We start from the raw sequence: 26,203 nt of genomic DNA, 5'->3' as shown, positions 1-26,203 counted from the left end.
GGACGCCGGCCGGGAAGACGCCCCTGCACAGCCCTCGCCGTGTACCGACCACCCCCCAGCCCACCCGGCCGGCCGAGAACCGTCAGGACCGGTCAGGCCGGGCCTGGCCAGACCGGGCCGGCCCATGCCGCGCCGGCCCGCCCGACCCCGTCTCCTCCGTCAGCCCACCTTCCGCGCCGTCGCCAGCAGCCTCGCCGTGTCGTCCGGGCACAGCGCCAGCGCGTTGCCCACCGTGCCCAGCACCTCGCGCTCGGCGGGTGTGTAGGGCCCGTCCGCCAGGGCGATGCGGGCGCCCTGCAGCAGGATCGATTCGCGGCCGGCGGCGGCGAGGTGCGGGGAGAGGGGTTCGAGGGCCTCGTGGAGTTCGATGGCGAGGGCCGCTCCCCCGCTGCTGACGTCCGGCAGGAAGCGGCCCGTGTCGGCGGCGAGCGCCTCGACCAGTTCGACGAGCTGGAGGGCCGTACAGTCCGCGTATCCGGCGGCCCGGACGCCCGTGGCGGCGGTGTCGACGGCGGTGCGGGACGAGGTGCCGCCCGCGGCAAGGACGGCGAGGGCGACGGTGTGCACGGCGTCGCGGAGCATGCCCGAGAAGCGGCTGGTCGTCGGATGCGTGAGCACGTCCGTACCGAAGTGGGTGTGGCAGGCGGCGCACTCCACGACCGGGCCCGCGTGGCCGCGCGGCAGCAGCGGTACGCCCAGGAGGGCGAACCGGCGGCGGCCGGTGCGGCGCCGGTAGTTGCGGTCGCCGCCGCACTCCTCGCAGAAGAACTCGCCGTCGCCGATCGTGTTCCAGGAGGTCCGGATCCCGCAGAGAACCAGGCTCCGGTCACGAGACTTCCGCGCAGATCGCACGCCGCACCTCCTTCGACGCGCCGGCGTCGCTGCCGGCGTTGGCGTGATGTTAGCCACATCGGTGATGTGGCGTCAGCACCTCGTCAGCAGAACGCCAAGGAGATGGCCGAGACCCGCCGAGCTCCGGAAGGGACGCCGGCCGGCCTCCGCCGGGCGTCAGGAGGCCCGCTTACGGCGCTTCACGAAGGCCAGAAGGCCGCCGCCGGCCAGGACGGCCGCCGCGCCGGCACCGGTCAGCCCAGGTCCGACGGACGAACCGGTCGTGGCGAGATCACCCTCCGGGGTGGACGAAGGGGCGGGGCCGGGACGGCCGCCGAGGAGGAGCGCGCGATCTTGACGCACCCCAACGACCGAGCCGCCCCGCACCCCTCGGAAGGGGTGCGGGGCGGCTCACGAAGCGGGCGTCAGCGCGCCGAGCGGTTCACCGCCGACACGACGGCCTTCAGCGAGGCGCGCGTCGTGTTCGCGTCGATGCCGATGCCCCACAGGACCTTGCCGTCGATGGCGCACTCGATGTACGAGGCGGCCTGCGCGGACGCACCCTCGCTCATCGTGTGCTCCTGGTAGTCCAGCAGGCGGGCGTCCACGCCGACCGCCTGCAGCGCGGCGAAGAAGGCGGAGATCGGGCCGTTGCCGGAGCCGGTCAGGACAGTCTCGACGCCGTCCACGACGGCCTCGACGGTCAGCGTGTCGGTGCCGTCCGTGTCGGAGGTCGACTGGCCGGAGCGCAGCTGGATGCGGCCCCAGGCGTTGTCCGCGTCCGTGGCGGGCAGGTACTCGTCCTGGAAGACCGACCAGATCTCCTTCGGCGTGACCTCGCCGCCCTCGGCGTCGGTCTTCGCCTGGATGATCTTCGAGAACTCGATCTGCATGCGGCGCGGCAGGTCCAGCTTGTGGTCGTTCTTCAGGACGTACGCGATGCCGCCCTTGCCGGACTGCGAGTTGACGCGGATGACGGCCTCGTAGGAGCGGCCGACGTCCTTCGGGTCGATCGGCAGGTACGGGACGGCCCACTCGATCTCGTCGACGGTCTTGCCCTGGGCGGCCGCGTCGGCCTCCATGGCGTCGAAGCCCTTCTTGATGGCGTCCTGGTGGGAGCCGGAGAAGGCGGTGTAGACCAGGTCGCCCGCGTAGGGGTGGCGCGGGTGGACCTCCATCTGGTTGCAGTACTCGCTGGTCCGGCGGATCTCGTCGATCTGCGAGAAGTCGATCTGCGGGTCGACGCCCTGGCTGAACAGGTTCATGCCCAGGGTGACCAGGTCGACGTTGCCGGTCCGCTCGCCCTGCCCGAACAGGCAGCCCTCGATGCGGTCGGCGCCGGCCATGATCGCCAGCTCGGCCGCCGCCACCGCCGTACCGCGGTCGTTGTGCGGGTGCACGGACAGGCACACGTACTCGCGGCGGGTCAGGTTGCGGGACATCCACTCGAAGCGGTCCGCGTGCGTGGACGGCGTCGAGCGCTCCACGGTGGCGGGCAGGTTCAGGATGATCTCGCGGCCGGGGCCGGGCTGCCACACGTCGCAGACCGCCTCGCAGACCTCCAGGGCGAAGTCCAGCTCGGTGTCGGTGAAGATCTCCGGGCTGTACTGGTAGCCGAAGGTGGTCTCCGGGCCCAGCAGCTTCTCCGCGTACTCCATCACCAGGCGCGTGCCGTCGACGGCGATCTGCTTGATGTCGTCCTTCGAACCCCGGAACACGACGCGGCGGAAGGTCGGCGCGGTCGCGTTGTACAGGTGCACGGTGGCCCGCTTGGCGCCCTTCAGGGACTCCACGGTCCGCTCGATCAGGTCCTCGCGGGCCTGGGTCAGTACGGAGATGGTGACGTCGTCCGGGATCGCGCCCTCTTCGATGATCGAGCGCACGAACGCGAAGTCGGTCTCGCCGGAGGACGGGAAGCCGACCTCGATCTCCTTGTAGCCCATACGGACCAGCAGGTCGAACATCTCGCGCTTGCGGGCCGGGGACATCGGGTCGATCAGGGCCTGGTTGCCGTCGCGCAGGTCGGTGGACAGCCAGCGCGGGGCCTTGGTGATGCGCCGGTCGGGCCAGGTGCGGTCCGGGATGTCGACGGCCTCGTACTGCCCGTACTTGTGGACGGGCATCCCGGACGGCTGCTGCGTGTGCGTCGCGGTGGTGATGGGCGTCGGTCGGCTGTTGAAGGTCGACTGGGACATTGCGTAGGGCTCCTCGGAGGTCCTTGGAAACGGACGGCCGACTGTCGAACGCAACACCGAAACCCGCGGGGAGGGGGTCGGCCTACGACTACAGGCCCTCGCCGCGGCAGCTAAGGAGAAGCAGCCCGAAACGCATGATGTGCGTCACTGTAGCCCAGGTGCGGCGGAGGCGGACGTCCCGTTTCAGTATGCGGGACGGCGTCGCCGTCAAGCAGAAAAGGTGACCCATCACTCCATTTCGCCAATCGCCGTCGCAGGTCGTGACACCGGCACCACGCAGTGCCACATTGCTGCAATGACTCCCCACTCGTCTGTCTTCTGCTCGATCGTCCCGCCGCACATCCTGGAGCGGCTCGCACGGTCCGCCAATCCCGCCTTCGCCGAGGCCGCCCGGCGGACCCTCGTGGCCGACGCCGGGCAGCGCACCGCCCGCCGGCTGGCCCCGCCCCTCGCGCCGGCCGCGGCCACCGGGGTCCGCCGCACGATCTACGACGCCCGGAACGGCACCGACCTGCCGGGCGTCAAGATCCAGGACGAGGGCGGGCAGCCGACCGCCGACGCCACCGGCAACCGGGCCTACGCGGGCCTCGGCGCCACCTACGACCTCTACGAGAAGGTCTACGGCCGCGCGTCGATCGACGGCAACGGCATGCCGCTGATCGCGAGCATCCACTACGACGAGAAGTACGACAACGCCTTCTGGAACGGCGAGCAGATGGTGTTCGGCGACGGCGACGGCCAGCTCTTCGTCGACTTCACCGTCTCGGTCGACGTCATCGGCCACGAGCTCACCCACGGCGTCACCCAGAGCACCGCGAACCTCGCCTACTACGGACAGTCGGGCGCGCTCAACGAGTCCGTGTCGGACGTCTTCGGCTCGCTGGTGAAGCAGTACGCGCTCGGCCAGACGGCCGACCAGGCCGACTGGCTCATCGGCGAGGGGCTGCTCGGCCCCGCCATCGACCGGGGCGTGGCGCTGCGCTCCATGAAGGCCCCGGGCACGGCGTACGACGACGACGAACTCGGCAAGGACCCGCAGCCCGCGACGATGGACGACTACGTCCGTACGCACTCCGACAACGGCGGCGTCCACATCAACTCGGGCATCCCGAACCACGCCTTCTACCTGGTCGCCACGGCGCTCGGCGGGAACGCGTGGGAACGGGCCGGACAGATCTGGTACGACGTCCTGACCGGCGGCACGCTGGACGAGGAGGCGAAGTTCGCGGACTTCGCGGCGGCGACGGTCGCGGCGGCGAAGGCCCGCTACAACGAGGGCGAAGAGGTCAAGGCCGTGCGGGACGCCTGGTCGGCGGTCGGCGTGCCGACCAGCTGAGCCTGCGGTAGACAGGCCCCATGAGAATTCGCGTCGTACGCACAGGGGGCTTCGCGGGCATCGAGAAGGACGCGGAGGTGGACACCGACGGCCGGCCCGACGACCGGCGTCTGCGGGACCTGGCCCAGCGGACCCTCACCGCACCGCCGCCGCCGCAGACCCGCGGCGTCCCCGACGGCTTCGCCTATGAGATCACGATCGACGGCCAGACGGTGAAGTGCGCGGACCCGCACCTCACCGACGAACAGCGCGAGCTGATCCAGCTCGTCCTGAAGGAAGGCGCCTAGCCCCCGAAGGGGGAAGGCGCCCGGCCCCCCGAGGGCCGGCCCCCGAGGGGACTAGAAGCCGAGCTTCCGCAGCTGCTTGGGATCCCGCTGCCAGTCCTTCGCGACCTTCACGTGCAGGTCGAGGAAGACCGGGGTCCCGAGCAGCGCCTCGATGTGCTTGCGGGACTTCGTCCCGACCTCCTTCAGGCGCTTGCCCTTGGGGCCGATGATGATGCCCTTCTGGCTGGGCCGCTCGATGTACACGTTGGCGTGGATGTCGAGCAGCGGCCGGTCCGCCGGGCGGTTCTCGCGCGGGATCATCTCCTCGACGACGACCGCGATGGAGTGCGGCAGCTCGTCCCGTACGCCTTCGAGCGCGGCCTCGCGGATCAGCTCCGCGACCATGACCATCTCGGGCTCGTCGGTGAGGTCGCCCTCCGGGTAGAGCGGCGGGGACTCCGGCAGCAGCGGGATGAGCAGGTCGGCGACGAGCTGGACCTGCTTGTTGCCGACGGCCGAGACGGGCACGATCTGCGCCCACTCGAAGCCCAGCTCCTTGCCGAGCTGGTCGATGGCGATCAGCTGCTCGGCGAGGGTCTTGGAGTCGACCAGGTCGGTCTTGGTGATGATCGCGACCTTGGGCGTCTTCTTGATCTCGGCGAGCTCCTTGGCGATGAAGCGGTCGCCGGGGCCGAGCTTCTGGTCGGCGGGCAGGCAGAAGCCGATCACGTCGACCTCGGCCCAGGTGGTGCGCACGACGTCGTTCAGGCGCTCGCCGAGCAGCGTGCGCGGCTTGTGCAGGCCGGGGGTGTCGACCAGGACCAGCTGGGCGTCCGGGCGGTGCACGATGCCGCGGACGGTGTGCCGGGTGGTCTGCGGCCGGTTGGAGGTGATGGCCACCTTCTGGCCGACCAGAGCGTTCGTCAGGGTGGACTTGCCCGCGTTGGGGCGCCCGACGAAGCAGGCGAAGCCCGCCCGGTGGGGGGCGGTGTTCTCATCGGTCTCGGGGGTGCGAACGCTCATGGGGGCCATTGTCCCCGATGCGCGCCCTCCTCACGTACTCAGTCCGCCCCCGGCGCCGCGCGGCGACGGATCCGGAGGGCGACGGCGCCTCCGGCGGCGCCGGTGGCGAGCACCGTGAGCGGCAGCCAGGGCAGCGCCAGGAACGACACGCCGGCCGACTCGCGGACGTCCTTCGCGGTCGCCGTCAGCGTGACCTCACCCCAGTCGAGCTGCGGCGATCCGCTCCACCGCTCGGTCAGCCGGATCTTCTGCCGGGGCAGCAGCTCGGCCGGCAGCCGGTCCAGGTCGCGGGAGAGCAGGGTCCGGCCGAAGAGGCCCCGGGCCTCGATGGCGACCTTCGGGTTCAGGGTGACGTTGCCGCGGTTGTGGAGGGTGTACGAGACGACGGCGGTGCTCGTCCGGGTGCCGGGGACGAGCGGCCGGTCCTGGTCGAGGGTGACGTCCTCGACGGCGAGCGCCGGCACGGTCGGGCCGCCGACCCGCAGATAGACCCGAGCGCCGACCGCCCGCTGCACGCCGAGCGCGACGGCGCCCGCGCCGCCCTTGGTGATCCGCTCGTCGAGGGCGACGACGGCGCCGGGGTGGTCGCCGGGCTCGGCGTCGGCGGGCACGGTGAGCGTGTACGGCACGGTGACGGCGGACCGCGGCGGCACGGTGACCCGGTCCCGGGCGGGCCTGATCCAGGCTCCGGCGCCGGTCTGCCGCTCCTGCCGGGTGCGCACGGCGAAGCCGCCGTCGCGTTCGGTGTTGTAGGCGTCGGCGCCGTAGAGGAGGAAGGTGAGCGGGGCGGCGGTCTTGTTGGCGACGGTGACCTGGTCGGTGACGGTGGTCCCGGGGTCGGCGGAGAGATAGAAGTACGGGCGGCTGCCGAGGCGGGAGGCGGCGGGGTAGACGGCCCATTCGCCGTTCTCGGCGGCGGAGGCCGAGGGCGCGTTCCGGGCGCCGAGCAGGAGCGCGGCGCCCAGAACGGCCAGGACGTTCAGGACGTTCCGGAGGAGGACGTACGGCTTGCGCACGGGTGCGGACCCCTTTGGCTCGGTTCTCTCGTGTCGGTCAGGACAGCGTCAGCGTCAGCACGCCCGCGTACGAGCCCGGCGCGGTGAACGCCGGGACGTCGAGGGAGAGCCCCGCGTCGACGGTGAACTCGCCGCCCGTGAGCGTGCCGTTGGGCGTGGAGGCGAGGGTCGCGCCGGCGCTGCCGACGGGGCCGGCGCTGCCGGGGACGCAGGTGCTGGGGCTGCCGGCCCTGGTGGCGCAGGCCGGGGTCCAGCTGAGCTTCCCGGCGCCGACGGACGCGCCGCCGGGTCCGGTGAAGTCGGTGACCTTGCCGGTCAGGGACCAGCCCGCGGGGCCGCCGCGGAAGTCCTTGACCGTGACCGTCTGCAGCGCGCCGGTGGCCGCGCCGCCCTGGCCGAAGTCGACGGCCGAGAGCTGGACGGCGTCACCGGCCTGGGTCATCGACAGCGTGCCCGCCTTGACCGTGGCGGTGATCTTCTGGCTGTTCGGCGGGGCCGGGGTGTCGTCGATGACCTGGTACGCGACCGGGCCGGCGCCCTTGTCGGGGTCCCAGGCCGCGCCCTCGTACGCCACGATCCCGGTGGTCGCCTTGTCGGTGACCTTCAGGCGCGCGGCGAAACCGCCCTCGCTGTCCGTCGTCACCGTCATCCGGTCGGCGGTCTCGGCGGCGCCGGCCCGGCCGACGACGGTGACCTCGGTGAGCGGGGTGAACTTGGCACCGGAGACGGTGACCCGGACACCCGGCGCGCCGGAGGCGTTGTCGAGCTGGAGAGCGCGCTCGTTGGCGCCGGGCTGCGGGGCGGCGGTGACCGTCTCGGAGACGGGCGCGGGCGGGTTGCTGACGGTGCAGGGGGTGTCCAGCTCCATCAGGTACGAGGTGTGGATGTTGTAGTCGCCGGGCGAGAGCGTGATCGCGCCGGGCGCGGTCACGGTGAAGGTGCCCTTCATGGAGAACGCCGGGAAGGCGCCCTTGCCGGGGACGGGCGGGTTCTTCTTCTCGCCGGTGACGGTGACCGCGCCGCTCTGGGCGCCGCCGAGGGCGACCTTGCCGCTCGGCGTCATGATGTCGGCCGGGAGCTGGAGGTCCACCGGGTTGGAGGCGGCGGGCTTGGTGACCGTGTAGGTGACGGTGACCGTGTCGCCGACCTTGGGCGCGGCGTTGTCGACCGTGATCTGCGCGGTGGTGGTGCCGTCGATGGGCGGGATGCCCGCGATCGGCGGCGGCACGCAGTGGGTGGCGAAGTCCACGGCCTGGGAGGCGGTGCCGGCCGCGCCGGCCGGGGCGGCGAGCGCGCCGCCCGCGGTGACGGCGAGCGCGGTGGCGCCGAGGACGGCGGTCCAGCGGCGCCGTCTTCGTGGTGTGAAGAGCATGTGGGCCCCTCCTGAGGGAGATGAGAGGGCGCCATTGACGGCCGCGGGCCGAGAGAAGTCAATGGAATCGAAATGCACCGACTGATGGCCCATCAGATACTGTCAAGATCGGCACATTTGATGCATTTTCCCAGGTCAGGGGTGTTCGAACGCAGCAAGGACCGGTACCGCACTCGGCGGTACCGGTCGGACATGCGGGGCGAGGCCCAGCCGAGAGGGCTCAGCTGAACACGAAGGGCCCGGGCGACTGCGAGGTGAGCGCGTCGCAGTTCACCGTGACGCCGAAGATCACCATCTTGAGCGCGGTGCCCGCGAAGTAGGAGTTGAGGCTGTCACCGGAGGCGACCGTCCCGCTGAGCGGGCCGATCGTCACCGACTGGTTCGCGGCGAGCGGCGGGTTCTTCTTGCCGGTGAAGACCCGGGTGCCGCCGCCGGCCTTGGCCATCGTCAGGCTGGCGCTGATCTGGTCGGCGCCGACGGCGATCGGCGTCTTCACGGCGGAGGTGAGGGTGATGGTCGCGGCCGTGCCGCTCTGCGTGGCGGTGAGGGTGGCACCGCCACCGCCCCACGACCCGCAGTCGTACGTCGCCGTGGCCGAGCCCGGCGAGACGGCGGCGGCACCCGGCGCGAAGGCGAGCCCGGCGGCGGCGAGCGCCCCGGACAGCACCGCGACGATTCCTAAGCTGCTTCTGCTTCTCATGGCGAGGTCGTACCCCTTCCGATGACGAACGCAGGGGTGCGGGCACTGCGTGGATGACACGCCCCTGACGGCGTGTTTCTGACGGTCCATCATGCGGACCGGTGCTATTGACGCGCATTCTTCACAAGAGCACAAGGGCCGTGCGGGAGCGGTACCACGAGAGGCCCGGCGCTCGTCGAGCACCGGGCCTCTCCCGTCACACCGTCATCCGCTCAGCCCGCGGTGACCGCCTCGCGCAGCCGCCCGTCGGGGCCGGCGAGCAGCACCGGGGTCTCGGGCCCGCCCAGGTCCCGTACCGCCGCGCGGTCCGCCTCCGAGGCGACCTCCGCGGTGGAGACGACCGCCGCGGCCTCAAGCGACTGGGCGCCACTGGCGACGGCCATGGCGACCGCCGTCTGGAGCGCGCTCAGCTTGAGCGAGTCGAGCTCGACGGTGCCGGCGACGTAGGTGCGCCCCGTCTCGTCCCGTACCGCCGCGCCCTCCGGCACTCCGTTGCGGGCGCGGGCGCTGCGCGCCAGCGTGATGATCTTGAGGTCCTCGGCGCCGAGGTCGTCGTGCTCGCGGTTGAGTGTCATGATCCGAGGATAGGTCGGGGCGGGGCGGCCACGGGGCCGGGTCTCAGCCCTGAGCGGCCTTGGCGAACTTCTCGACCGTCGCCTTGGCGAGGGCGTCGAAGTCCTTGTGGCCGGTGGCGTCGTTCGCCGGGTCGAAGGCGATGCGGGTCACGCCGCTGCCCTGGCGGGCGACCAGGAGGTCGACCTGCGTCTGGTAGCCCATGTCGGGCATGGCGACCGTCACGCGGATCGCGTGCGCCTCCTCGGCACCGGCCGGGGCGGTCAGCTTCTTGACCGTGCCCTTCAGCTTCATGCCCTCGGCCGTGGCGTTGAAGGAGGTGCAGCCGTCGGCGGCCGCGCCGACGGCCTTGGCGAAGTCGGCGGCGCCGGCGCCCGGGAAGGTCAGGACCTGCTGGTCGAGCGTGGTGTTCTTGCCCTGCGTGAAGTGGAGGTCCGCGCCGGTCGTCGCGCCCTTGACGGCCGAGGCGAACAGGTCGGTGACCGCCACGCACTCGGGCTTGTCGGCCTTTCCGAAGGCCGGGCCCTTCTCCACCTTGCCGGCCTTCCACCCCGCCGGCAGGTCCTTGGCGTCGAGCGCGGCGGCCTTCATCTGGGCGTCGGTCAGCGGGCCGGCCGGCTGCGGCGCGGCGGAGGTGGCCGACGCGGAGGCGGAGGCGGCCGGCTTGTCGGCGCCGTCCTTCTTGGCGCCGTCGGAGTCGCCGCCACCACAGGCGGCGGTCAGCGAGAGCGCGGAGACGGCGAGGGCGGCCGACAGGCCGCGGGAGAAACGCGTACGCATGGTGCGAAGCCCTTGAGGGTGAGGCGGCAGGGGTGGGCACGGCCGCGTCCTGCGGTGACGTGCGGCGAGAGGATATCCGGAGTCTCTGACACCGCTTCGTCGAGGTCCCCGTTCCGCCGACTCACCCCGGAGGCCGCCGTCCCCGTACCGCCGCCTCCCCCGTACCGGGCTCCCCCCGTACCGCCGCCTCCCCCGTGGCGGCCCGACTCCCCCGGGCCCCTCAGCCCGCCACCGGGTACATCGCCCCGCGCCGCCCCTCCGGCGACACCAGCCACTCCAGCTTCGCCGCCGTGTCCGCCTCCGCGAGCGGCGTGTGCAGCACGATCACCAGGTCGGGGCGAGCGGGCACGCGCAGTTGGGTGGCCTCGACGAAGAGCGGGCCGACGAGCGGGTGCTCCAGCTCCTTGCGGTTGAGGCCGCCGGGCCGGATGTCCTGCCGGTCCCACAGCTCGGCGAACTCGGGGCTCGCCGCCCTCGCCTCCTCGATCACCTCACGGAAGCCGTCGTCCTCCGGGTGCTCCGAGCAGGCGGCGCGGAACTGGGCGACGACCTGCGGCGCGATCTCCTCCCAGGACTTCGACCGCGTGCGGTACAGCGGATCGGTGAAGAAGGCGATCAGGCAGTTCTGCACGATCTCCGGCCGCATGCCGAGCACGATGGCCGCCGCGTCGTTGTACATGACCGTGTTCCAGTACACGTCCATGATGTGCGCGGGGAACGGCATCCACGTGTCGATGAGGCGGCGCAGCCCGTGGCACATGTCCCGGTCCTCGGGCGCGGTCTCGGGCGCCGGCGGGTTGAGGCCCGCCAGGACGTAGAGGTGGCGCCGCTCGGCCGGGCTGAGCCGCAGCACGCGGGCGACGGAGTCGATGACCTGCGGGGAGACGGTGATGTCGCGGCCCTGTTCGAGCCACTGGTACCAGGAGACGCCGACCCCCGCGAGGACGGCGACCTCCTCGCGGCGCAGTCCGGGCGTGCGGCGTCGGGCGCCGCCGTCCGGCAGGCCCGCTTCGGCGGGGCTGACCCGGGCCCGACGGCTCATCAGGAACTCGCGCAGTTCGGCGAGTCGGTGCGCCTTTCCGTCCGTGCTCTCCAGTGCCGTGGCCACGTGTACGTCCTCCCCCTGGATACGTGGTGGTGCCTGGTCGTGACTGTGTCGTGCTGGCTGGTGGTACGACCACCAGCATAAGTACCCGCTCCCCACGGACATTCCCGAGCCACGAGAGTCGTGGCCATGGCAACCGCTACCTCCTCCCCCGAGGCTTCCCCCACCGAGATCGCACCGCCCCCGGCCCCGGCCCCCGCGCTCGACGGCCGCGCCCGGCTCATCCTGATCGTGCTGTGCGCCGCCCAGTTCATGGTGTCGCTGGACTTCTCCGTCCTGAACGTGGCCCTGCCCGTGCTCGGCGCCGACCTCGGCCTCAGCCCCGCCGCCCTCCAGTGGGCCGTCACCGCCTTCGCCCTGCCGTCCGGCGGCTTCCTGCTGCTCTCCGGCCGGATCGGCGACCTGTACGGGCGCAAGAAGCTGTTCCTCACCGGCCTCGCGCTCTTCGGCGCGGCCTCGCTGCTCGCCACCTTCGCCTGGAACCCGGCCGCCTTCCTCACCGGCCGCGCGCTGCAGGGCCTGGGCGCGGCGATGATCGTGCCGACCGGCATGGCGCTGCTGACCACGACCTTCCCCGAGGGCCCGCAGCGCGACCGGGCGCTCGGCATCTCCGGCACCATCCTGTCGCTCGGCTTCACCATCGGCATGGTCCTCGGCGGCGTCATGACCGACACCTTCGGCTGGCGCTCCACCATGGGTCTGCTGGCCCTGTTCAGCGCGCTCGTGCTGCCCTTCGCCCCGGGCCTGCTGCCCGAGTCCCGGACCCCCGAGCGGCCCCGCCTGGACGTGCCGGGCGCGGTGACCGTCACCGCCGGTCTGCTGTCGCTGATCTACTCGCTGTCGACGGCGGCCCAGCGCGGCTTCGGCGGCGCGGACGTCCTGGTCACCCTCGTGGCGGGCGTGGCCCTGCTGGTCGCCTTCGTGATCGTCGAGTCCCGGCACGCCGCCCCGCTCGTCTCGCTGCCGATGCTGAAGCGGCGCACGGTCGCCTTCGGCAATCTGGGCGGGCTGATCACCTTCGCGATGATGTCGACGGTCGTCTTCGTCCTGACTCTCTACCTGCAGGAGACGCTGGGCCTGTCCGGTTTCCAGACCGGTCTGGTCTTCGGTGTGCAGGGCGCCCTGTCGGTCCTCGCCGGCTCCTTCGCCGCCAAGGTCATCGGCCGGATCGGCGCCCGCCGCACCCTGGTCCTCGGCCTGACCGGCCAGGGCGTGCTCACGGCGGGTCTGCTCGTCATCGGCGCCGACTCGGGCGCCGTCGTGGCCACGGTCGCCGTCTCGCTGGCCTCGATGTGCCACCTGGGCGCGATCATCTCGTACGGCGTGACCGTCACCTCCGGCGTCCCGGACGAGGAGCAGGGCCTGGCCACCGGTCTGGTGACCACGACCCAGCAGGTCGGTCTCACCGTCGGCATCCCGCTGCTCGGCGTCCTCGCCACCACCGGCGACAGCCTGTACGGGGGCGTGCGCACGGTCCTCGGTCTGGACGCGGCGATCGTCCTGGTGACGGCGGCCCTGGTGGCGCTCGGCCTGCGGCGCTCGAAGTGAGCTACGGCCGGTCGAGCCGGAGCCGTACCGCCTTCGGAAGCCCGGCGACCACCAGGTCGTACGAGTCCTCGACGAGCTCCCGGACCATCCGGTCCGGGAGCTCTCCCACGTTCACCGTGTTCCAGTGCCGCTTGTTCATGTGGTAGCCGGGGGCGATCGCCGGGTACTCCTCGCGGAGCCGTACGGCGTCGTCCGGGTCGCACTTGAGGTTGACCGTGAGCGGGTCGCCGTCCAGCCAGGACAGCGCGAACATCTTCCCGGCCACCTTGAAGACGGAGACGTCGGGCCCGAAGGGGAACTCCTCCGTCGCGTCGTTGAAGTCCAGGCAGAAGGCGCGCAGCTGGTCGGGCGTCACGACTCGGTTCCCTCCTCGGGGCCGGCGGTGCCGACCGGTTCGACGAGCACGGTCACGATCTTGTTCCGGCGGCCGGCCGGGGACTCCGCAGTGAGCCGCAGGGTACGCCCGTCGGGGAGTTCGACGACCGAGTTGGCGCCGGCGATCGGCACCCGGCCGAGGGCCTTGGCGAGCAGTCCGCCGACCGTCTCGACGTCCTCGTCGTCGTACTCGTCCGGGCCGAAGCCGTAGAGCTCGCCGAGGTCTCCGATGTCGAGGCGGGCGGTGACCCGGTAGCGCTCGTCGCCGAGCTCCTCGACGGGCGGCAGCTCCCGGTCGTACTCGTCGGTGATCTCACCGACGATCTCCTCCAGGATGTCCTCGATGGTGACGATCCCGGCCGTGCCGCCGTATTCGTCGATGACGACGGCGACGTGGTTGCGCTCCTGCTGCATCTCTCGCAGCAGGTCGCCGGCGTTCTTGGTGTCGGGCACGAAGGCCGCCGGGCGCATCGCGGTGGACACCAGGTCGGCCTCGGCGTCGCGGTTGATGTGCGTCTTGCGGACCAGGTCCTTCAGGTACACGATGCCGACGATGTCGTCCTCGTTCTCACCGGTCACCGGGATCCGGGAGAAGCCGGAGCGCAGCGCGAGGGTGAGGGCCTGGCGGACGGTCTTGTAGCGCTCGATGGCGACGAGGTCGGTGCGGGGCACCATCACCTCGCGGACGAGGGTGTCGCCGAGCTCGAAGACCGAGTGCACCATGCGGCGCTCCTCGTCCTCGATCAGCGACTCCTGCTCGGCGAGGTCGACCATCGCCCGCAGCTCGGCCTCGGAGGCGAACGGGCCCTTCCGGAAGCCCTTGCCCGGCGTCACCGCGTTGCCGATGAGGATGAGCAGCTGCGGGATCGGGCCCATGATGCGGGCCAGCGGCAGCAGCACGTACGCGGCTGCCGTCGCCGTGTTCAGCGGGTGCTGGCGGCCGATGGTGCGCGGCGAGACGCCGACGGCGACGTACGAGACGAGCACCATGACGGCGATGGCGACGAGCAGCGCCTGCCAGGTCTCCGGGAAGGCCTCGAGGCAGGCGTACGTGACGAGGACGCCGGCCGCCGTCTCGCAGGCGACACGGACGAGCAGCGCCACGTTGAGATAGCGGGTCGGGTCGGAGGCGACCTGCGCCAGCTTCTCGGCGCCGCGCCGCCCGGTGCGGACGGCCTCGGCGGCGCGGAAGCTGGAGACGCGGGCCATGCCGGCCTCGGCGCAGGCGGCGAGCCACGCGACGACGACTAGCGCGACGGCGCCCAGGATCAGTTGTGCGTTCATGACGGACGGACCTGTCCTGTCCCGTCCGGGTCAGGAGACGGTCGGCGCCGGCGACGGGCCGGTCAGGCCCTTCTCCGCACGCCAGCCGTCCACGATGGCGGCCTGGAGGCCGAACATCTCGGCCTTCTCGTCCGGCTCCTCGTGGTCGTAGCCGAGCAGGTGCAGCACTCCGTGGACGGTGAGCAGCTGGAGCTCCTCGTCCATGGAGTGCCGCGTCGGGGCCTCGTCGCCCTGCTTCTTGGCGACCTCGGGGCAGAGCACGATGTCACCGAGGAGGCCCTGCGGGGGCTCCTCGTCGTCCTTCGACGGCGGGCGCAGCTCGTCCATCGGGAAGGACATGACGTCCGTCGGGCCCGGCAGGTCCATCCACTGGATGTGGAGCTGCTCCATCGCCTCGGCGTCCACGACGATCACCGAGAGCTCGGAGAGCGGGTGGATGCGCATGCGCCCGAGCGCGTAGCGGGCGATGTCGAGGATCGCCTGCTCGTCGACCTCGGTGCCGGACTCGTTGTTGACGTCGATCGACATGTGCGGTTGCTTCTACTTCCCGTTGCGGTCCTCACGACGGTCCTCACGGCGGCCGTCGCGGCGGCCGTCGTGCCGGCTCTCGCGCTTGCCCTCGTTGCGGATGTCGTACTGCTCGTACGCGTCGACGATACGGCCGACGAGCTTGTGCCGGACGACATCCTGCGACGTGAGCGTCGAGAAGTGCACGTCCTGGACCCCGTCGAGGATGTCGCGGACCTGGCGCAGACCGCTCTTCGTGCCGCCGGGCAGGTCGACCTGGGTGATGTCACCGGTGATGACGATCTTCGAGTCGAAGCCGAGGCGGGTGAGGAACATCTTCATCTGCTCGGGGTTCGTGTTCTGCGCCTCGTCGAGGATGATGAACGCGTCGTTGAGCGTCCGGCCTCGCATGTACGCGAGCGGCGCGACCTCGATCGTCCCGTTGGCCATCAGCTTGGGGATGGAGTCCGGGTCGAGCATGTCGTGCAGCGCGTCGTACAGCGGGCGCAGGTACGGGTCGATCTTCTCGTAGAGCGTGCCGGGCAGGAAGCCGAGCCGCTCGCCCGCCTCGACGGCCGGCCGGGTCAGGATGATCCGGGTGACCTGCTTGGACTGCAGGGCCTGGACCGCCTTGGCCATGGCCAGGTACGTCTTGCCGGTGCCGGCGGGGCCGATGCCGAAGACGATGGTGTGCTTGTCGATGGCGTCGACATAGCGCTTCTGGTTGAGGGTCTTGGGCCGGATGGTGCGGCCACGGCTGGAGAGGATGTTCTGCGTGAGCACCTCGGACGGCGTCTCGGCCGCCGCCTCCCCGTCCTCCTCCCGCAGCATGGCGATCGACCGTTCCACGGCGTCCTCCGTCATCGGCTGTCCGGTGCGGAGCACCAGCATCATCTCGTCGAACAGGCGCTGTATCAGGGCGACTTCACTGGAGTCGCCGACGGCGCTGATCTGGTTTCCCCGCACGTGGATGTCCGTGGACGGGAACGCCTCCTCGATCACGCGCAGCAGGGCGTCACCGGATCCGAGGACCATCACCATCGGGTGCTTCGCGGGGACGGTGAACTGAGCGCGTGCCTGCCCCGGCGCAGGGGCGTGGGCTGTGGGTGTCTGAGTCATGGGCCGGCACTGTGGCCTGCACATACCTCCCGTCGCAGGGTTCTCGCTGCTCGACAACCTCTCGGATACCAAGCCTACGACTCGGGTCGGACAACCCTGAACGCTTTTTACGGGGCCGGCGCCGGGCGGAAGCCGATGGTGGGGACGGCGCGGCGGAGCGGCCAGGGGCGGGCCGGGACCGGCAGGAGGCGCTCCAGGAAGGCGTAGCGGTCGCGCAGGGCGGCCGGGTCCTGGCCCTCGTGGCCCTGGACCTGCTGCCACCAGGCGGCGATCTCGCCCCAGGTCGGCGCGGACAGCGAGCCGCCGAACTCCTGCACGGACAGCGCGGCCGTCAGCCCGGCGAAGGCGAGCCGGTCGGCGAGCGGCCAGCCGGCCAGGGTGCCGGTGACGAAACCGGCGACGAAGACGTCCCCGGCGCCGGTCGGGTCGAGGGCGGCGACCTGGATCGCGGGCACCTCGGCGGTCTCGCCGGTGGCGCCGTCCACGGCGTAGGCGCCCTCCGAACCGAGGGTGACGACGGCGTAGCGGACCTTGTCCGCGAGCGCCCGGGCGGCGGCGCGCGGGCAGTCGGTGCGGGTGTAGCGCATGGCCTCGGCGGCGTTCGGCAGGAAGGCCTCGCAGTGCTCCAGGTCGGTCAGGCCGGCCAGGTCCCAGTGCCCCGTGTCGTCCCAGCCGACGTCCGCGAACACCTTGGCCCCGCCGCGGGCGGCCCGGGCCACCCACTCCTCGCTGCGGCCGGGCACGAGGGAGGCGACGGCGGCGCGGGCGTGCGGCGGGTAGGCGGGCAGAGCACCGTCGAGCGGCGGGGCGGCGTGGCCGTGCGAGACCATCGTGCGCTCGCCCTCGTACGCCATGGAGACGGTGACGGGCGAGTGCCAGCCGGGCACGGTCCGCGACAGCGAGAGGTCGATGCCCTCGCCCTGCTCGAGGGCGTCCCAGCAGTACTCGCCGTAGTGGTCGTCGCCGAACGCGGCGGCGAGCGAGGTGCGCAGGCCGAGCCGGGCGAGCGCGGTGGCCATGTTGGCGACGCCGCCGGGGCTGGAGCCCATGCCGCGGGCCCAGGACTCGGTGCCGCGGACGGGGGCGCTGTCGAGGCCGGTGAAGATGATGTCGAGGAAGACCGTGCCGGTGAGGAAGACGTCGCAGTCCGGGTCGGTGGGCTCGCGCAGGCACACGAGCGGGTCGACGTCGGTGCGGCGTTCGCGGTCGCGGTCGCGGTCGGTCACGGCGGGCTCCCCGATCATGGTGCGGCGGATCGGCACGTGGTGCTGGTCCGGACAGTGTGCCCGAAGGGGGGGTGGGGGGGGGTGGACGCGACGACTCCGCGCCCGGGGGATGAACGCCGTCTCCGCCCACTCGGGTGCTTGCTACACATGGTGCCGCGCGCAGGTGGATCACCGGGCGCCGTCTCATTTCCCGGTTCGGTTCCTGGGACGCCCGAGCGGTCGCGCCGCCCGTGTGCTCGGGGGCCCGGCGCAGACGTCCCGCCCGCCCCGCCGCGCCCCGCCGGCCCGCCCGCTCGCCCGCTCTCTCGAAGACCGCTACGCCCCGAAGTCGTACGCCTCGACCTCCGCCAGGTACCGCTCGCGCCGCTCCTCGTCGTCCTCCAGGAACGACGCCAGGAACGAGTTCCGGGCCAGCGTCCGCAGCTGCTCCGGCGCCAGGCCCAGCGCCTCCCGCACCGCGGTGAAGTTGTCCCCGACGTAGCCGCCGAAGTACGCCGGGTCGTCCGAGTTCACCGTCGCGACCAGCCCCGCGTCCAGCATCCGCCGCAGCGGGTGCTGCTCCAGGACGTCGACCGCGCGCAGCCGCACGTTCGACAGCGGGCACAGGGTCAGCGGCACCCGCTCGCGGACCAGCCGGTCCACGAGCTCCGGGTCCTCCAGGCACCGCAGCCCGTGGTCCACCCGCTCCACGCCCAGCACGTCGAGTGCCTCGCGGATGTACTCCGCGGGCCCCTCCTCGCCCGCGTGGGCGACGCGCCGCAGCCCGAGCCGCGCGGCCTCCTCGTACACCGCGCGGAACTTGGCCGGCGGGTGCCCGACCTCCGCCGAGTCGAGGCCGACGCCGGTGATCCGGTCGAGGTACGGCTTCGCCGCGTCGAGGGTGGCCAGCGCGGACTCGGCGGACTCGTCGCGGAGGAAGCACATGATGAGGCGGGTGGAGATGCCGTGGCGCTCCTCGGCGCGGTCGAGCGCGGCCGTGAGGCCCTCCACGACGACACCCATGGGGACGCCGCGGACGGCGTGCGCCTGCGGGTCGAAGAAGATCTCGGCGTGCCGTACGCCCTGCGCGGCGGCGCGCGCGAGGTACGCGTCGGCGAGGTCGGTGAAGTCGTCGGCGGTGCGGAGCACGGCCATGAGGGAGTAGTAGAGGTCCAGGAAGGACTGGAGGTCGCTGAAGCTGTACGCCTCCCGCAGCGCGGCCGTGTCCGCGTACGGCAGGGTGACGCCGTTGCGCTCGGCGAGCGCGAAGGCCAGCTCGGGTTCGAGGGTGCCTTCGATGTGGAGGTGGAGTTCGGCCTTGGGTACCGGCATGGTGGTGCTGCTTCCTGGATCTCGCGTGCGGGTGGTACTGGTCTGACGCTCGGGTGTCCGGCGCGTGGGTGTCCGGCGCGTGGGCGTCCGGCGCGCGGGCGTCCGGCGCTCGGGCGTCCGGCACTCGGGCGTCCGGCACTCGAATATCTGGCACTTGGGCGTCCGGCGCGTGAGCGTCCGGCGCTTGGGCGTCCGGCGCTTGGGCGTCCGGCGCGCGGGCGTCCGGCGCTCGGGCGTCTAGCGCTTGGGCATGGGGACCCTCATCAGATCCTGGGCGACGGTCAGCTCGCCCGCGAACCCGGCCGCCCGCGCCTGCCGCTCGAACTCCGCCGGATCGGCGTACCGCTGCGAGAAGTGCGTGAGCACGAGGTGCCGTACGCCCGCGTCCCGCGCGACCGCCGCGGCCTGACCGGCGGTCAGATGGCCGTGGTCGACGGCGAGCTGGACGTCCTCGTCGAGGAAGGTCGACTCGATGACGAGCATGTCGGCGCCCTCGGCGAGCTCGTACACCCCGTCACACAGCCGCGTGTCCATGACGAACGCGAACCGCTGCCCGCGCCGCACCTCGCTCACGTCCTCCAGCGTGACACCGCCGAGAACGCCCTCACGCTGGATCCGGCCGACGTCCGGCCCGGTGATGCCGTGCGCGGCGAGGCGCGCCGGAAGTATGCGGCGCCCGTCCGGCTCGGTGAGCCGGTAGCCGTACGACTCGACGGGGTGGGAGAGCCGGCGTGCGTCGAGCGTGAATCCGTCGGTGACCGCGAGCGGCCCGTCGGCGGCGACCGGCGCCTCGGCGAGCCGCACCGTCTCGCGGTAGGCCGTCGCGTACCGCAGCCGCTCGAAGAAGCGCTGCCCGCTCGCCGGGTAGTGCGCGGTGACCGGGTGCGGGACCTGGTCCAGGTTGATCCGCTGGATCACCCCGGCCAGGCCCAGCGAGTGGTCCCCGTGGAAGTGCGTGACACAGATCCGGTTCAGGTCGTGCGCCGCGACCCCGGCCCGCAGCATCTGCCGCTGGGTGCCCTCGCCGGGGTCGAAGAGGATGCCCTGCCCGTCCCAGCGCAGCAGATAGCCGTTGTGGTTGCGGTGCCGGGTCGGGACCTGGCTGGCCGTGCCGAGGACGACCAGTTCACGTACGGACAAGGGGACCGTCCGGGCCTATCCGGGCGGCCAGTTGAGGCCGCGGCCGCCGAGCACGTGTGCATGGGCGTGGAAGACGGTCTGGCCGGCGCCCGCACCGGTGTTGAAGACGATCCGGAATCCGCTGCCGTCGATCTTCTCCTGCTCGGCGACCTCACCGGCCTCGCGCAGTATGTCCGCGGCGACCATCGGCTCCGCGGCGGCGAGCGACGCGGCGTCCGGGTAGTGCCGTCGCGGGATCACCAGGACGTGCGTGGGCGCCTGCGGGTTTATGTCGCGGAACGCGACCGTCGTCTCCGTCTCGCGCACGATCGTCGCCGGGACCTCCCCCGCCGCGATCTTGCAGAACAGGCAGTCGCTCTGCGGCTCTCCGGCCATGCCCGGGCCTCCTCGCCTCGGTCGACGTCGCTCTCGACGCCACTGTCGACGTCACGCTCGACGCCACTCTCGATGTCGATCAGATGCTATCGGGGCCGACTGACAACGCGGGCCGGACACCGGCCCTTCACGACCAGCGTCCGGTACGGCCGAGCACCAGCGCCGCCGCCGCCGTCCCCGCCGTCGACGTGCGCAGCACGCTGTGCCCCAGCCGGTACGGCCGGGCGCCCGCCTCCTCGAAGAGCGCCAACTCCACCGGGGACACGCCCCCTTCGGGCCCGACGACGAGCACGATCGACCCCTTCCCGGGCAGCTCCGCCGTCGCGAGCGCGCCGCTCGGGTGGTCGCGGTCCTCGTGCAGCACGGCCGCGAAGTCGGCGCCCGCGAGCACCGCGGCGACCTGCTTGGACGTCATCAGCTCGGCGACCTCGGGGAAGCGGGTGCGGCGCGACTGCTTGCCGGCCTCGCGGGCGGTGGCCCGCCACTTGCCGAGCGCCTTCAGACCTCGGTCGCCCTTCCACTGCGTGATGCAGCGGGACGCGGCCCACGGCACGATCGCGTCGACGCCGGTCTCCGTCATGGTCTCGACGGCCAGTTCGCCGCGGTCGCCCTTGGGCAGGGCCTGGACGACGGTGATGCGGGGCGCGGGCTCCGGGTCCTCGTGGACAGCGGTGACCTCGACCGTCAGCTGGTCCTTGCCCTCGGCGGCGGCGACCACGCACTGCGCCCACACACCCCGCCCGTCGGTGAGCACCAGCTCCTCCCCCGCGCGCAGGCGCTTCACGGAGACGGCGTGCCGGCCCTCGGGCCCGTCGAGGAGGAACCCGCCGACGGCGGGGACGGCGTCGACGACGAAGACGGGTGCGGTCACGGGGTGCTCCTGTTGCTCGACCTGTTGCTCGGCCTGTTGCTCGGCCTGTTGCTTGATGTGCTGCCTGGCCTGTTGCTCGGCCCGGTGCCTGGCGTGGTGACGGCACCGAGGGCCGCGAGCTCTTCCGCGAGTTCCTCGGCGAGGACCTCGACGAGCCGCCCGGCCGGCAGCTCCCGGGCCAGCCGGTGGCCCTGCCCGGCCCACAGGGCCATGCCCTGCGGGTCCCCGGCGGTCGCGGCGGCCTTGCGCAACGGCGCCGTGAGGTGGTGCACCTCGGGGTACGCGGCGGGTGCGTACGGCCCGTGCTCGCGCATGAAACGGTTCACCAGGCCCCTGGCCGGCCGCCCCGAGAACGCCCGGGTCAGCTCGGTGTGCGTGAAGAGCGGATCGGTCAGGGCGCGCTTGTGCAGCGGATGCGCCCCGGACTCGGGGCAGACCAGGAAGGCGGTGCCGAGCTGGGCCGCGTCCGCGCCCGCCGCGAGCACGGCGGCGATCTGGCGGCCCCGCATGATCCCGCCGGTCGCGATGATCGGCAGCCGCACGGCCTCGCGGACCTCGGTCAGCAGCGGAAGCAGTCCGCGGCCGCTGCCGGCGCCGGGCAGGTCCGCCGGATCGTCCCGGTGGGTGCCCTGGTGCCCGCCGGCCTCCGTGCCCTGCACACAGATCGCGTCGGCCCCGGCCCGCTCGGCCGTCCGGGCCTCCTCGACGGAGGTGACGGTGACGATCGTGTACGTACCGACCCGGGCGAACGCGTGCAGCGCGTCGCGGTCCGGGCAGCCGAAGGTGAAGGAGACGACCGGCACGGGGTCGTCGAGCAGGATCGCCAGCTTGGCCTCGTAACCGTCGTCCCGGCCCTGCTCGGTGTCACCGAGCTCCGTCTCGTACCAGGTGGCCTCGCCGGCCAGCTGGTGCCGGTACACCTCGACGGCCGCCGGATCCGCGGACTGGCCGGCCGGCGGCATCAACAGGTTGACCCCGAACGGCCGCGCGGTGAGCGCGCGCACCTGCTTGATCTCCTGGTAGAGCCCGCCCGCGGTCTTGTACCCGCCGGCCAGGAAGCCCAGCGCGCCGGCCTCGCACACGGCACCGACGAGCTCGGGACAGGAGGCGCCACCCGCCATGGGGGCCTGCACGATCGGATGCCGAGAGAGATCGTTCAGAGCGGTGGACATGCAGGCATCGTGCCATGCCGGTGCGACGGCGCCGAATCGGTACGGCGGCGATACGCGAAGGGGCGGCCCGCACGAGGTGCGGGCCGCCCTTCAGTAGCGGCGTACCTGGGCTCAGCGCCCGTTGAACGCATCCTTCAAGCGCGAGAACAGCCCCTGCTGTCCTGGCTGGAACTGCCCCTGCGGGCGCTCCTCGCCGCGCAGCTTGGACAGCTCGCGCAGCAGCCGCTCCTGCTCCGCGTCGAGCTTCGTCGGGGTCTGCACCTCGACGTGGACGATGAGGTCGCCGCGTCCGTTGCCGCGCAGGTGGGTGATGCCACGGCCGTGCAGCGGGATCGACTGGCCGGACTGGGTGCCCGGGCGGATGTCGACGTCCTCGAGGCCGTCGAGCGTCTGCAGCTGCACCTTCGTGCCGAGCGCGGCCGCCGTCATCGGGATGGTGACCGTGCAGTGCAGGTCGTCGCCACGGCGCTGGAAGGTCTCGTGCGGGATCTCGTGGATCTCGACGTACAGGTCGCCGGCGGGGCCGCCGCCGGGGCCGACCTCGCCCTCTCCCGCGAGCTGGATGCGGGTGCCGTTGTCGACACCGGCCGGGATCTTGACCGTGAGCGTACGGCGGGACCGCACGCGGCCGTCGCCGGCGCACTCCGGGCACGGGGTCGGCACGACCGTGCCGAAGCCCTGGCACTGCGGGCAGGGGCGCGAGGTCATGACCTGGCCCAGGAAGGACCGGGTGACCTGCGAGACCTCACCGCGGCCACGGCACATGTCACACGTCTGCGCGGAGGTGCCGGGCGCGGCGCCCTCACCGGAGCAGGTGGTGCAGACGACGGCCGTGTCGACCTGGATGTCCTTGGTGGTGCCGAAGGCCGCCTCGTCGAGGGTGACCTCCAGGCGGATCATCGCGTCCTGGCCGCGCCGGGTGCGCGAGCGCGGGCCGCGCTGGGACGCCGTACCGAAGAAGGCGTCCATGATGTCCGAGAAGTTCCCGAAGCCGCCCGCGCCGAAGCCGCCGGCCCCGGCACCGCCGCCGGAGGCGGACAGCGGGTCGCCGCCGAGGTCGTAGACCTGCTTCTTCTGCGGGTCCGACAACACCTCGTAAGCGGCGTTGATCTCCTTGAACCGCTCCTGAGTCTTCGGGTCCGGGTTCACGTCCGGGTGAAGCTCACGGGCGAGCCGGCGGAAAGCCTTCTTGATCTCGTCCTGCGACGCGTCGCGGCGAACGCCGAGTACGGCGTAGTAGTCGGTGGCCACTTACGACTCCGCCAGGATCTGTCCGACGTAACGTGCCACTGCGCGTACCGCTCCCATCGTTCCGGGGTAATCCATGCGGGTCGGTCCGACCACGCCGAGTTTGGCGACTGCCTCGCCGCCGGAACCGTAGCCGACCGAGACGACCGACGTGGACGTCAGTCCCTCGTGGGCGTTCTCGTGCCCGATGCGTACGGTCATGCCCGACTCCTTGGCCTCGCCGAGCAGCTTGAGGAGCACGACCTGCTCCTCGAGTGCCTCCAGGACGGGCCTGATCGTCAGGGGGAAGTCGTGTCCGAAGCGGGTCAGATTGGCGGTGCCGCCGATCATGAGCCGCTCCTCCTGCTCCTCCACCAGGGTTTCGAGCAGGGTCGCGAGCACGGTCGACACCGTGCCGCGGTCCTCGCTGTCCTCGAAGGACTCCGGCAGGTCCTGCACCAGCTGCGGCACGTCCGCGAAGCGGCGGCCGACGACGCGGCTGTTGAGGCGGGCCCGCAGGTCGGCGAGGGAGGTCTCGCCGAAGGGCGCCGGGCAGTCGATCACGCGCTGCTCGACCCGGCCGGTGTCCGTGATGAGCACGAGCATCAGCCGGGCGGGGGCGAGCGACAGCAGTTCCACGTGCCGGACCGTCGAACGGGTCAGCGACGGGTACTGCACGACGGCGACCTGCCGGGTCAGCTGCGCGAGCAGCCGGACCGTGCGGCCGACGACGTCGTCGAGGTCGACGGCTCCGTCGAGGAAGTTGTGGATGGCGCGCCGCTCGGGGGTGGACAGCGGCTTGACGCCGGCCAGTCGGTCGACGAAGAGGCGGTAGCCCTTGTCGGTGGGGATGCGGCCGGCACTGGTGTGGGGCTGGGCGATGTAGCCCTCCTCCTCCAGGACCGCCATGTCGTTGCGCACGGTGGCGGGCGAGACCCCGAGCCGGTGCCGCTCGGTCAGCGCCTTGGAGCCGACGGGCTCCTCCGTCCCGACGTAGTCCTGGACGATGGCGCGCAGCACCTCGAGTCTGCGTTCGCTGAGCATCGCGCGCACCTCCAGCTGTCGATCCGGTTCCGGTTGCTCCGCTTTTGGCACTCGCCCTGTCCGAGTGCCAGGAAACCCCCGGCCAGTGTACGGCGGCGGACATCGCTCCTGGCAAGGAGGCGGGCTTGACGGCGACGCAACGGTTAGCGTCTCGCCATGGAAACGGACTGGGAAGCGTACGGCTGGGAGCGGCTCGGCGAGGGCGTGGGGCGCCGCCGGCTGCCGGGCTGGGACGCCACGGTGGGCCTGGTGACCGGGCGGGACGCGGTGCTGCTGTACGACACGGGCGCCACGCTCGCGCAGGGCGCCGAGATCCACGCGGATGTGGCGGCTCTCACGGGCGGCCGCAGGGTGACGCACATCGCACTCAGCCATCCGCACTTCGACCATGTGCTCGGCACGGCGGTCTTCGCCGGGGCCGAGGTGTTCGGCGCGGTGGGCGTGGACGCGCTGCTGCGGCGGGAGGCGGACGAGCTGCGCGCGGACTCGGTACGGCAGGGGGTGGACGAGGCGGTCGCGGCGGAGGCCGTCGAGGCGCTGGTGGCCCCGCGGCACACCGTCTCCGGCGAGTGGACCCTCGACCTCGGCGGCCGCCAGGTCCTCCTCGCGAACGTCGGCCCCGGCCACACGGGCCACGACCTGGCCCTTTTCGTACCCGGCGCCGCGGAGGTGGTCTTCTGCGGCGACCTCGTCGAGGAGTCCGGCGAACCCCAGGCGGGCCCGGACGCCATCCCCACCCGCTGGCCGGCCGCCCTCGACCGGCTGCTCTCACTGGGCGGCGAGGAGGCGGTGTACGTGCCGGGGCACGGCGCGGTGGTGGACGCGGCGTTCGTACGACGCCAGCGCGATGAACTGGCACGCCGCTTCGAGGTGTCGTAGCGTCCCCCAAATGCGCAGCTACAACCCGGACCTGACACCTCCTTGGAAGAAATCGGCCCCCGTGCCGGAGGTCCCGGCGGACCGTGACCTCGTCGTCGAGGAGGTCACGACCGGGTTCTGCGGTGCCGTGATCCGCTGCGAGGCGGGCACGGTGACGCTGGAGGACCGCTTCGGCAAGCACCGGGTCTTCCCTCTGGAACCGCGCGGCTTCCTCCTGGAGGGCCGGGTCGTCACCCTGGTCCGCCCCTCCTCGGGCGGCCCGGCGCGCCCCACCCGTACCGCCTCCGGCTCGATCGCCGTCCCGGGCGCCCGGGCCCGGGTCGCCAGGGCGGGCCGGATCTACGTCGAGGGCCGCCACGACGCCGAGCTGGTGGAGCGCGTCTGGGGCGACGACCTGCGGATCGAGGGCGTCGTCGTCGAGTACCTGGAGGGTGTCGACGACCTGCCGGCCATCGTCGCCGACTTCGCCCCGGCCCCGGACGCCCGCCTCGGCGTCCTGGTCGACCACCTGGTCGAGGGCTCCAAGGAGTCCCGCATCGCCGCCCGGGTCTCCTCCCCCGACGTCCTCGTCGTCGGCCACCCCTACATCGACGTCTGGCAGGCCGTGAAGCCCGCCGCCCTCGGCATCCCGGCCTGGCCCACCGTCCCCCGCGGCCAGGACTGGAAGACCGGCGTCTGCCGCGCCCTCGGCTGGCCGGAGAACACGGGCGCGGCGTGGCAGCACATCCTGTCGCGGGTGCGCTCGTACAAGGACCTGGAGCCGGAGCTGCTGGGCCGGGTCGAGGAACTGATCGATTTCGTGACGGCGCCGTAGGGGGCGTCTGTCCGGCCCTCGCCGTTCCGTTGTGGGCAGTCGTTCCTCCCCCCCCAGACTCCGCCTGGGGGGACCCCCGGGCGGAACGGGTGGGCACAACGGAACGGCGCCCGC

At 72.2% G+C, this 26,203-nt stretch carries 27 protein-coding genes; 5 read left to right on the top strand and 22 right to left on the bottom strand.

What is annotated here, in order from left to right:
• Nucleotides 1-159: 159 nt before the first annotated feature.
• The 3 genes from ACIRSU_RS17745 to leuA form a co-directional block, all read right to left on the bottom strand.
• Nucleotides 160-852: a TerB family tellurite resistance protein gene (locus ACIRSU_RS17745; RefSeq protein WP_403793057.1), complete on the bottom strand. Its 693-nt coding sequence runs from the start codon at nucleotides 850-852 to the stop codon at nucleotides 160-162.
• A 156-nt stretch (nucleotides 853-1,008) separates the two neighbouring features.
• Entirely contained in the window at nucleotides 1,009-1,194 is a 186-nt protein-coding gene (locus ACIRSU_RS17740; protein WP_403793056.1) for an LPXTG cell wall anchor domain-containing protein, read from the bottom strand.
• 62 nt (nucleotides 1,195-1,256) lie between these two features.
• The gene (gene leuA, locus ACIRSU_RS17735) at nucleotides 1,257-3,026 is read right to left on the bottom strand and encodes a 2-isopropylmalate synthase (RefSeq protein WP_403793055.1); all 1,770 of its coding nucleotides are present in this window, start codon (nucleotides 3,024-3,026) and stop codon (nucleotides 1,257-1,259) included.
• Nucleotides 3,027-3,321: 295 nt separating this feature from the next.
• On the opposite strand from leuA, the gene ACIRSU_RS17730 reads away from it, so the two are divergent.
• Nucleotides 3,322-4,362, top strand: a complete 1,041-nt coding sequence (locus ACIRSU_RS17730; RefSeq protein WP_403793053.1) for a M4 family metallopeptidase — start codon at nucleotides 3,322-3,324, stop codon at nucleotides 4,360-4,362.
• 20 nt (nucleotides 4,363-4,382) lie between these two features.
• The gene (locus ACIRSU_RS17725) at nucleotides 4,383-4,649 is read left to right on the top strand and encodes a protealysin inhibitor emfourin (RefSeq protein ID WP_403793052.1); all 267 of its coding nucleotides are present in this window, start codon (nucleotides 4,383-4,385) and stop codon (nucleotides 4,647-4,649) included.
• A gap of 51 nt (nucleotides 4,650-4,700) precedes the next feature.
• Here the strand turns inward: ACIRSU_RS17725 and era are convergent, their stop codons facing one another.
• The 7 genes from era to ACIRSU_RS17690 form a co-directional block, all read right to left on the bottom strand.
• Nucleotides 4,701-5,660, bottom strand: a complete 960-nt coding sequence (era, locus tag ACIRSU_RS17720) for a GTPase Era (protein WP_403793050.1) — start codon at nucleotides 5,658-5,660, stop codon at nucleotides 4,701-4,703.
• A 29-nt stretch (nucleotides 5,661-5,689) separates the two neighbouring features.
• Nucleotides 5,690-6,667 carry a WxL protein peptidoglycan domain-containing protein gene (locus ACIRSU_RS17715; RefSeq protein WP_403793048.1) on the bottom strand — a complete coding sequence of 326 codons (978 nt, stop codon included), beginning with the start codon at nucleotides 6,665-6,667 and terminating at the stop codon, nucleotides 5,690-5,692.
• 37 nt (nucleotides 6,668-6,704) lie between these two features.
• The gene (locus tag ACIRSU_RS17710; protein WP_403793047.1) at nucleotides 6,705-8,039 is read right to left on the bottom strand and encodes a beta-xylosidase; all 1,335 of its coding nucleotides are present in this window, start codon (nucleotides 8,037-8,039) and stop codon (nucleotides 6,705-6,707) included.
• Nucleotides 8,040-8,259: 220 nt separating this feature from the next.
• Complete coding sequence (locus ACIRSU_RS17705; protein ID WP_403793045.1) at nucleotides 8,260-8,739, bottom strand: hypothetical protein; 480 nt, start codon at nucleotides 8,737-8,739, stop codon at nucleotides 8,260-8,262.
• A gap of 212 nt (nucleotides 8,740-8,951) precedes the next feature.
• The gene (locus ACIRSU_RS17700) at nucleotides 8,952-9,314 is read right to left on the bottom strand and encodes a cytidine deaminase (RefSeq protein WP_403793044.1); all 363 of its coding nucleotides are present in this window, start codon (nucleotides 9,312-9,314) and stop codon (nucleotides 8,952-8,954) included.
• A 43-nt stretch (nucleotides 9,315-9,357) separates the two neighbouring features.
• The gene (locus ACIRSU_RS17695; RefSeq protein ID WP_403793042.1) at nucleotides 9,358-10,092 is read right to left on the bottom strand and encodes a hypothetical protein; all 735 of its coding nucleotides are present in this window, start codon (nucleotides 10,090-10,092) and stop codon (nucleotides 9,358-9,360) included.
• 220 nt (nucleotides 10,093-10,312) lie between these two features.
• Entirely contained in the window at nucleotides 10,313-11,200 is an 888-nt protein-coding gene (locus ACIRSU_RS17690) for a helix-turn-helix transcriptional regulator (protein WP_403793040.1), read from the bottom strand.
• 126 nt (nucleotides 11,201-11,326) lie between these two features.
• Between ACIRSU_RS17690 and ACIRSU_RS17685 the strand changes: the two genes are divergently transcribed.
• Nucleotides 11,327-12,745 carry an MFS transporter gene (locus ACIRSU_RS17685; protein WP_403793038.1) on the top strand — a complete coding sequence of 473 codons (1,419 nt, stop codon included), beginning with the start codon at nucleotides 11,327-11,329 and terminating at the stop codon, nucleotides 12,743-12,745.
• Nucleotide 12,746: 1 nt separating this feature from the next.
• On the opposite strand, the gene ACIRSU_RS17680 is transcribed toward ACIRSU_RS17685, so the two are convergent.
• The 12 genes from ACIRSU_RS17680 to hrcA form a co-directional block, all read right to left on the bottom strand.
• A complete protein-coding gene (locus tag ACIRSU_RS17680) occupies nucleotides 12,747-13,100 on the bottom strand; it encodes an MmcQ/YjbR family DNA-binding protein (protein ID WP_403793037.1) in 354 nt (117 codons plus the stop codon).
• Nucleotides 13,097-14,404: a hemolysin family protein gene (locus ACIRSU_RS17675; RefSeq protein ID WP_403793036.1), complete on the bottom strand. Its 1,308-nt coding sequence runs from the start codon at nucleotides 14,402-14,404 to the stop codon at nucleotides 13,097-13,099. The genes ACIRSU_RS17680 and ACIRSU_RS17675 overlap by 4 nt, the downstream gene beginning before the upstream one ends.
• Nucleotides 14,405-14,434: 30 nt before the next feature.
• Nucleotides 14,435-14,932, bottom strand: coding sequence for an rRNA maturation RNase YbeY (gene ybeY, locus ACIRSU_RS17670; protein WP_403793034.1), 498 nt, complete (start codon nucleotides 14,930-14,932; stop codon nucleotides 14,435-14,437).
• A gap of 12 nt (nucleotides 14,933-14,944) precedes the next feature.
• On the bottom strand, nucleotides 14,945-16,030 hold the full coding sequence (locus tag ACIRSU_RS17665) for a PhoH family protein (RefSeq protein ID WP_403793032.1): 1,086 nt from the start codon (nucleotides 16,028-16,030) through the stop codon (nucleotides 14,945-14,947).
• Between the two features lie 107 nt (nucleotides 16,031-16,137).
• Nucleotides 16,138-17,274, bottom strand: coding sequence for a carbohydrate kinase family protein (locus ACIRSU_RS17660; RefSeq protein WP_403793622.1), 1,137 nt, complete (start codon nucleotides 17,272-17,274; stop codon nucleotides 16,138-16,140).
• 297 nt (nucleotides 17,275-17,571) lie between these two features.
• Nucleotides 17,572-18,567: an adenosine deaminase gene (locus tag ACIRSU_RS17655; protein ID WP_403793031.1), complete on the bottom strand. Its 996-nt coding sequence runs from the start codon at nucleotides 18,565-18,567 to the stop codon at nucleotides 17,572-17,574.
• Between the two features lie 237 nt (nucleotides 18,568-18,804).
• Complete coding sequence (locus tag ACIRSU_RS17650; RefSeq protein WP_403793029.1) at nucleotides 18,805-19,707, bottom strand: ribonuclease Z; 903 nt, start codon at nucleotides 19,705-19,707, stop codon at nucleotides 18,805-18,807.
• A gap of 15 nt (nucleotides 19,708-19,722) precedes the next feature.
• Nucleotides 19,723-20,082: a histidine triad nucleotide-binding protein gene (locus ACIRSU_RS17645; RefSeq protein ID WP_403793027.1), complete on the bottom strand. Its 360-nt coding sequence runs from the start codon at nucleotides 20,080-20,082 to the stop codon at nucleotides 19,723-19,725.
• 127 nt (nucleotides 20,083-20,209) lie between these two features.
• Nucleotides 20,210-20,953: a 16S rRNA (uracil(1498)-N(3))-methyltransferase gene (locus ACIRSU_RS17640; protein ID WP_403793025.1), complete on the bottom strand. Its 744-nt coding sequence runs from the start codon at nucleotides 20,951-20,953 to the stop codon at nucleotides 20,210-20,212.
• Nucleotides 20,950-22,125, bottom strand: a complete 1,176-nt coding sequence (locus ACIRSU_RS17635; RefSeq protein WP_403793023.1) for a nitronate monooxygenase — start codon at nucleotides 22,123-22,125, stop codon at nucleotides 20,950-20,952. The genes ACIRSU_RS17640 and ACIRSU_RS17635 overlap by 4 nt, the downstream gene beginning before the upstream one ends.
• A 111-nt stretch (nucleotides 22,126-22,236) precedes the next feature.
• Nucleotides 22,237-23,376: a molecular chaperone DnaJ gene (gene dnaJ, locus ACIRSU_RS17630; protein WP_403793022.1), complete on the bottom strand. Its 1,140-nt coding sequence runs from the start codon at nucleotides 23,374-23,376 to the stop codon at nucleotides 22,237-22,239.
• Nucleotides 23,377-24,396 (bottom strand): heat-inducible transcriptional repressor HrcA, encoded by a 1,020-nt coding sequence (gene hrcA / locus ACIRSU_RS17625; RefSeq protein WP_403793020.1) that lies wholly within the window; start codon nucleotides 24,394-24,396, stop codon nucleotides 23,377-23,379.
• A gap of 156 nt (nucleotides 24,397-24,552) precedes the next feature.
• Here hrcA and ACIRSU_RS17620 point away from each other — a divergent pair, with 156 nt between their 5' ends.
• Both ACIRSU_RS17620 and ACIRSU_RS17615 read left to right on the top strand, forming a co-directional pair.
• The gene (locus ACIRSU_RS17620) at nucleotides 24,553-25,275 is read left to right on the top strand and encodes an MBL fold metallo-hydrolase (RefSeq protein WP_403793018.1); all 723 of its coding nucleotides are present in this window, start codon (nucleotides 24,553-24,555) and stop codon (nucleotides 25,273-25,275) included.
• A gap of 10 nt (nucleotides 25,276-25,285) precedes the next feature.
• Complete coding sequence (locus ACIRSU_RS17615) at nucleotides 25,286-26,089, top strand: DUF3097 domain-containing protein (protein WP_403793016.1); 804 nt, start codon at nucleotides 25,286-25,288, stop codon at nucleotides 26,087-26,089.
• Nucleotides 26,090-26,203 lie beyond the last annotated feature (114 nt).

This window comes from Streptomyces sp. NPDC101160 (assembly GCF_044768205.1).
Classification (GTDB): Bacteria; Actinomycetota; Actinomycetes; order Streptomycetales; family Streptomycetaceae; genus Streptomyces.
This window is presented reverse-complemented; position numbering and strand designations above follow the sequence as displayed.

Bases quoted from the DNA above. Each gene is read 5' to 3' on its own strand.
- ACIRSU_RS17725 (WP_403793052.1), top strand. From the start codon at position 4,383: ATGAGAATTCGCGTCGTACGCACAGGGGGCTTCGCGGGCATCGAGAAG.
- ACIRSU_RS17620 (WP_403793018.1), top strand. From the start codon at position 24,553: ATGGAAACGGACTGGGAAGCGTACGGCTGGGAGCGGCTCGGCGAGGGC.
- era (WP_403793050.1), bottom strand. From the start codon at position 5,660: ATGGCCCCCATGAGCGTTCGCACCCCCGAGACCGATGAGAACACCGCC.
- ACIRSU_RS17695 (WP_403793042.1), bottom strand. From the start codon at position 10,092: ATGCGTACGCGTTTCTCCCGCGGCCTGTCGGCCGCCCTCGCCGTCTCC.
- ACIRSU_RS17685 (WP_403793038.1), top strand. From the start codon at position 11,327: ATGGCAACCGCTACCTCCTCCCCCGAGGCTTCCCCCACCGAGATCGCA.
- ACIRSU_RS17705 (WP_403793045.1), bottom strand. From the start codon at position 8,739: ATGAGAAGCAGAAGCAGCTTAGGAATCGTCGCGGTGCTGTCCGGGGCG.
- ACIRSU_RS17615 (WP_403793016.1), top strand. From the start codon at position 25,286: ATGCGCAGCTACAACCCGGACCTGACACCTCCTTGGAAGAAATCGGCC.
- leuA (WP_403793055.1), bottom strand. From the start codon at position 3,026: ATGTCCCAGTCGACCTTCAACAGCCGACCGACGCCCATCACCACCGCG.
- ACIRSU_RS17700 (WP_403793044.1), bottom strand. From the start codon at position 9,314: ATGACACTCAACCGCGAGCACGACGACCTCGGCGCCGAGGACCTCAAG.
- ACIRSU_RS17710 (WP_403793047.1), bottom strand. From the start codon at position 8,039: ATGCTCTTCACACCACGAAGACGGCGCCGCTGGACCGCCGTCCTCGGC.
- ACIRSU_RS17675 (WP_403793036.1), bottom strand. From the start codon at position 14,404: ATGAACGCACAACTGATCCTGGGCGCCGTCGCGCTAGTCGTCGTCGCG.
- ACIRSU_RS17730 (WP_403793053.1), top strand. From the start codon at position 3,322: ATGACTCCCCACTCGTCTGTCTTCTGCTCGATCGTCCCGCCGCACATC.
- hrcA (WP_403793020.1), bottom strand. From the start codon at position 24,396: ATGCTCAGCGAACGCAGACTCGAGGTGCTGCGCGCCATCGTCCAGGAC.
- ACIRSU_RS17645 (WP_403793027.1), bottom strand. From the start codon at position 20,082: ATGGCCGGAGAGCCGCAGAGCGACTGCCTGTTCTGCAAGATCGCGGCG.
- ACIRSU_RS17635 (WP_403793023.1), bottom strand. From the start codon at position 22,125: ATGTCCACCGCTCTGAACGATCTCTCTCGGCATCCGATCGTGCAGGCC.
- ACIRSU_RS17665 (WP_403793032.1), bottom strand. From the start codon at position 16,030: ATGACTCAGACACCCACAGCCCACGCCCCTGCGCCGGGGCAGGCACGC.
- ACIRSU_RS17660 (WP_403793622.1), bottom strand. From the start codon at position 17,274: ATGATCGGGGAGCCCGCCGTGACCGACCGCGACCGCGACCGCGAACGC.
- ybeY (WP_403793034.1), bottom strand. From the start codon at position 14,932: ATGTCGATCGACGTCAACAACGAGTCCGGCACCGAGGTCGACGAGCAG.
- ACIRSU_RS17655 (WP_403793031.1), bottom strand. From the start codon at position 18,567: ATGCCGGTACCCAAGGCCGAACTCCACCTCCACATCGAAGGCACCCTC.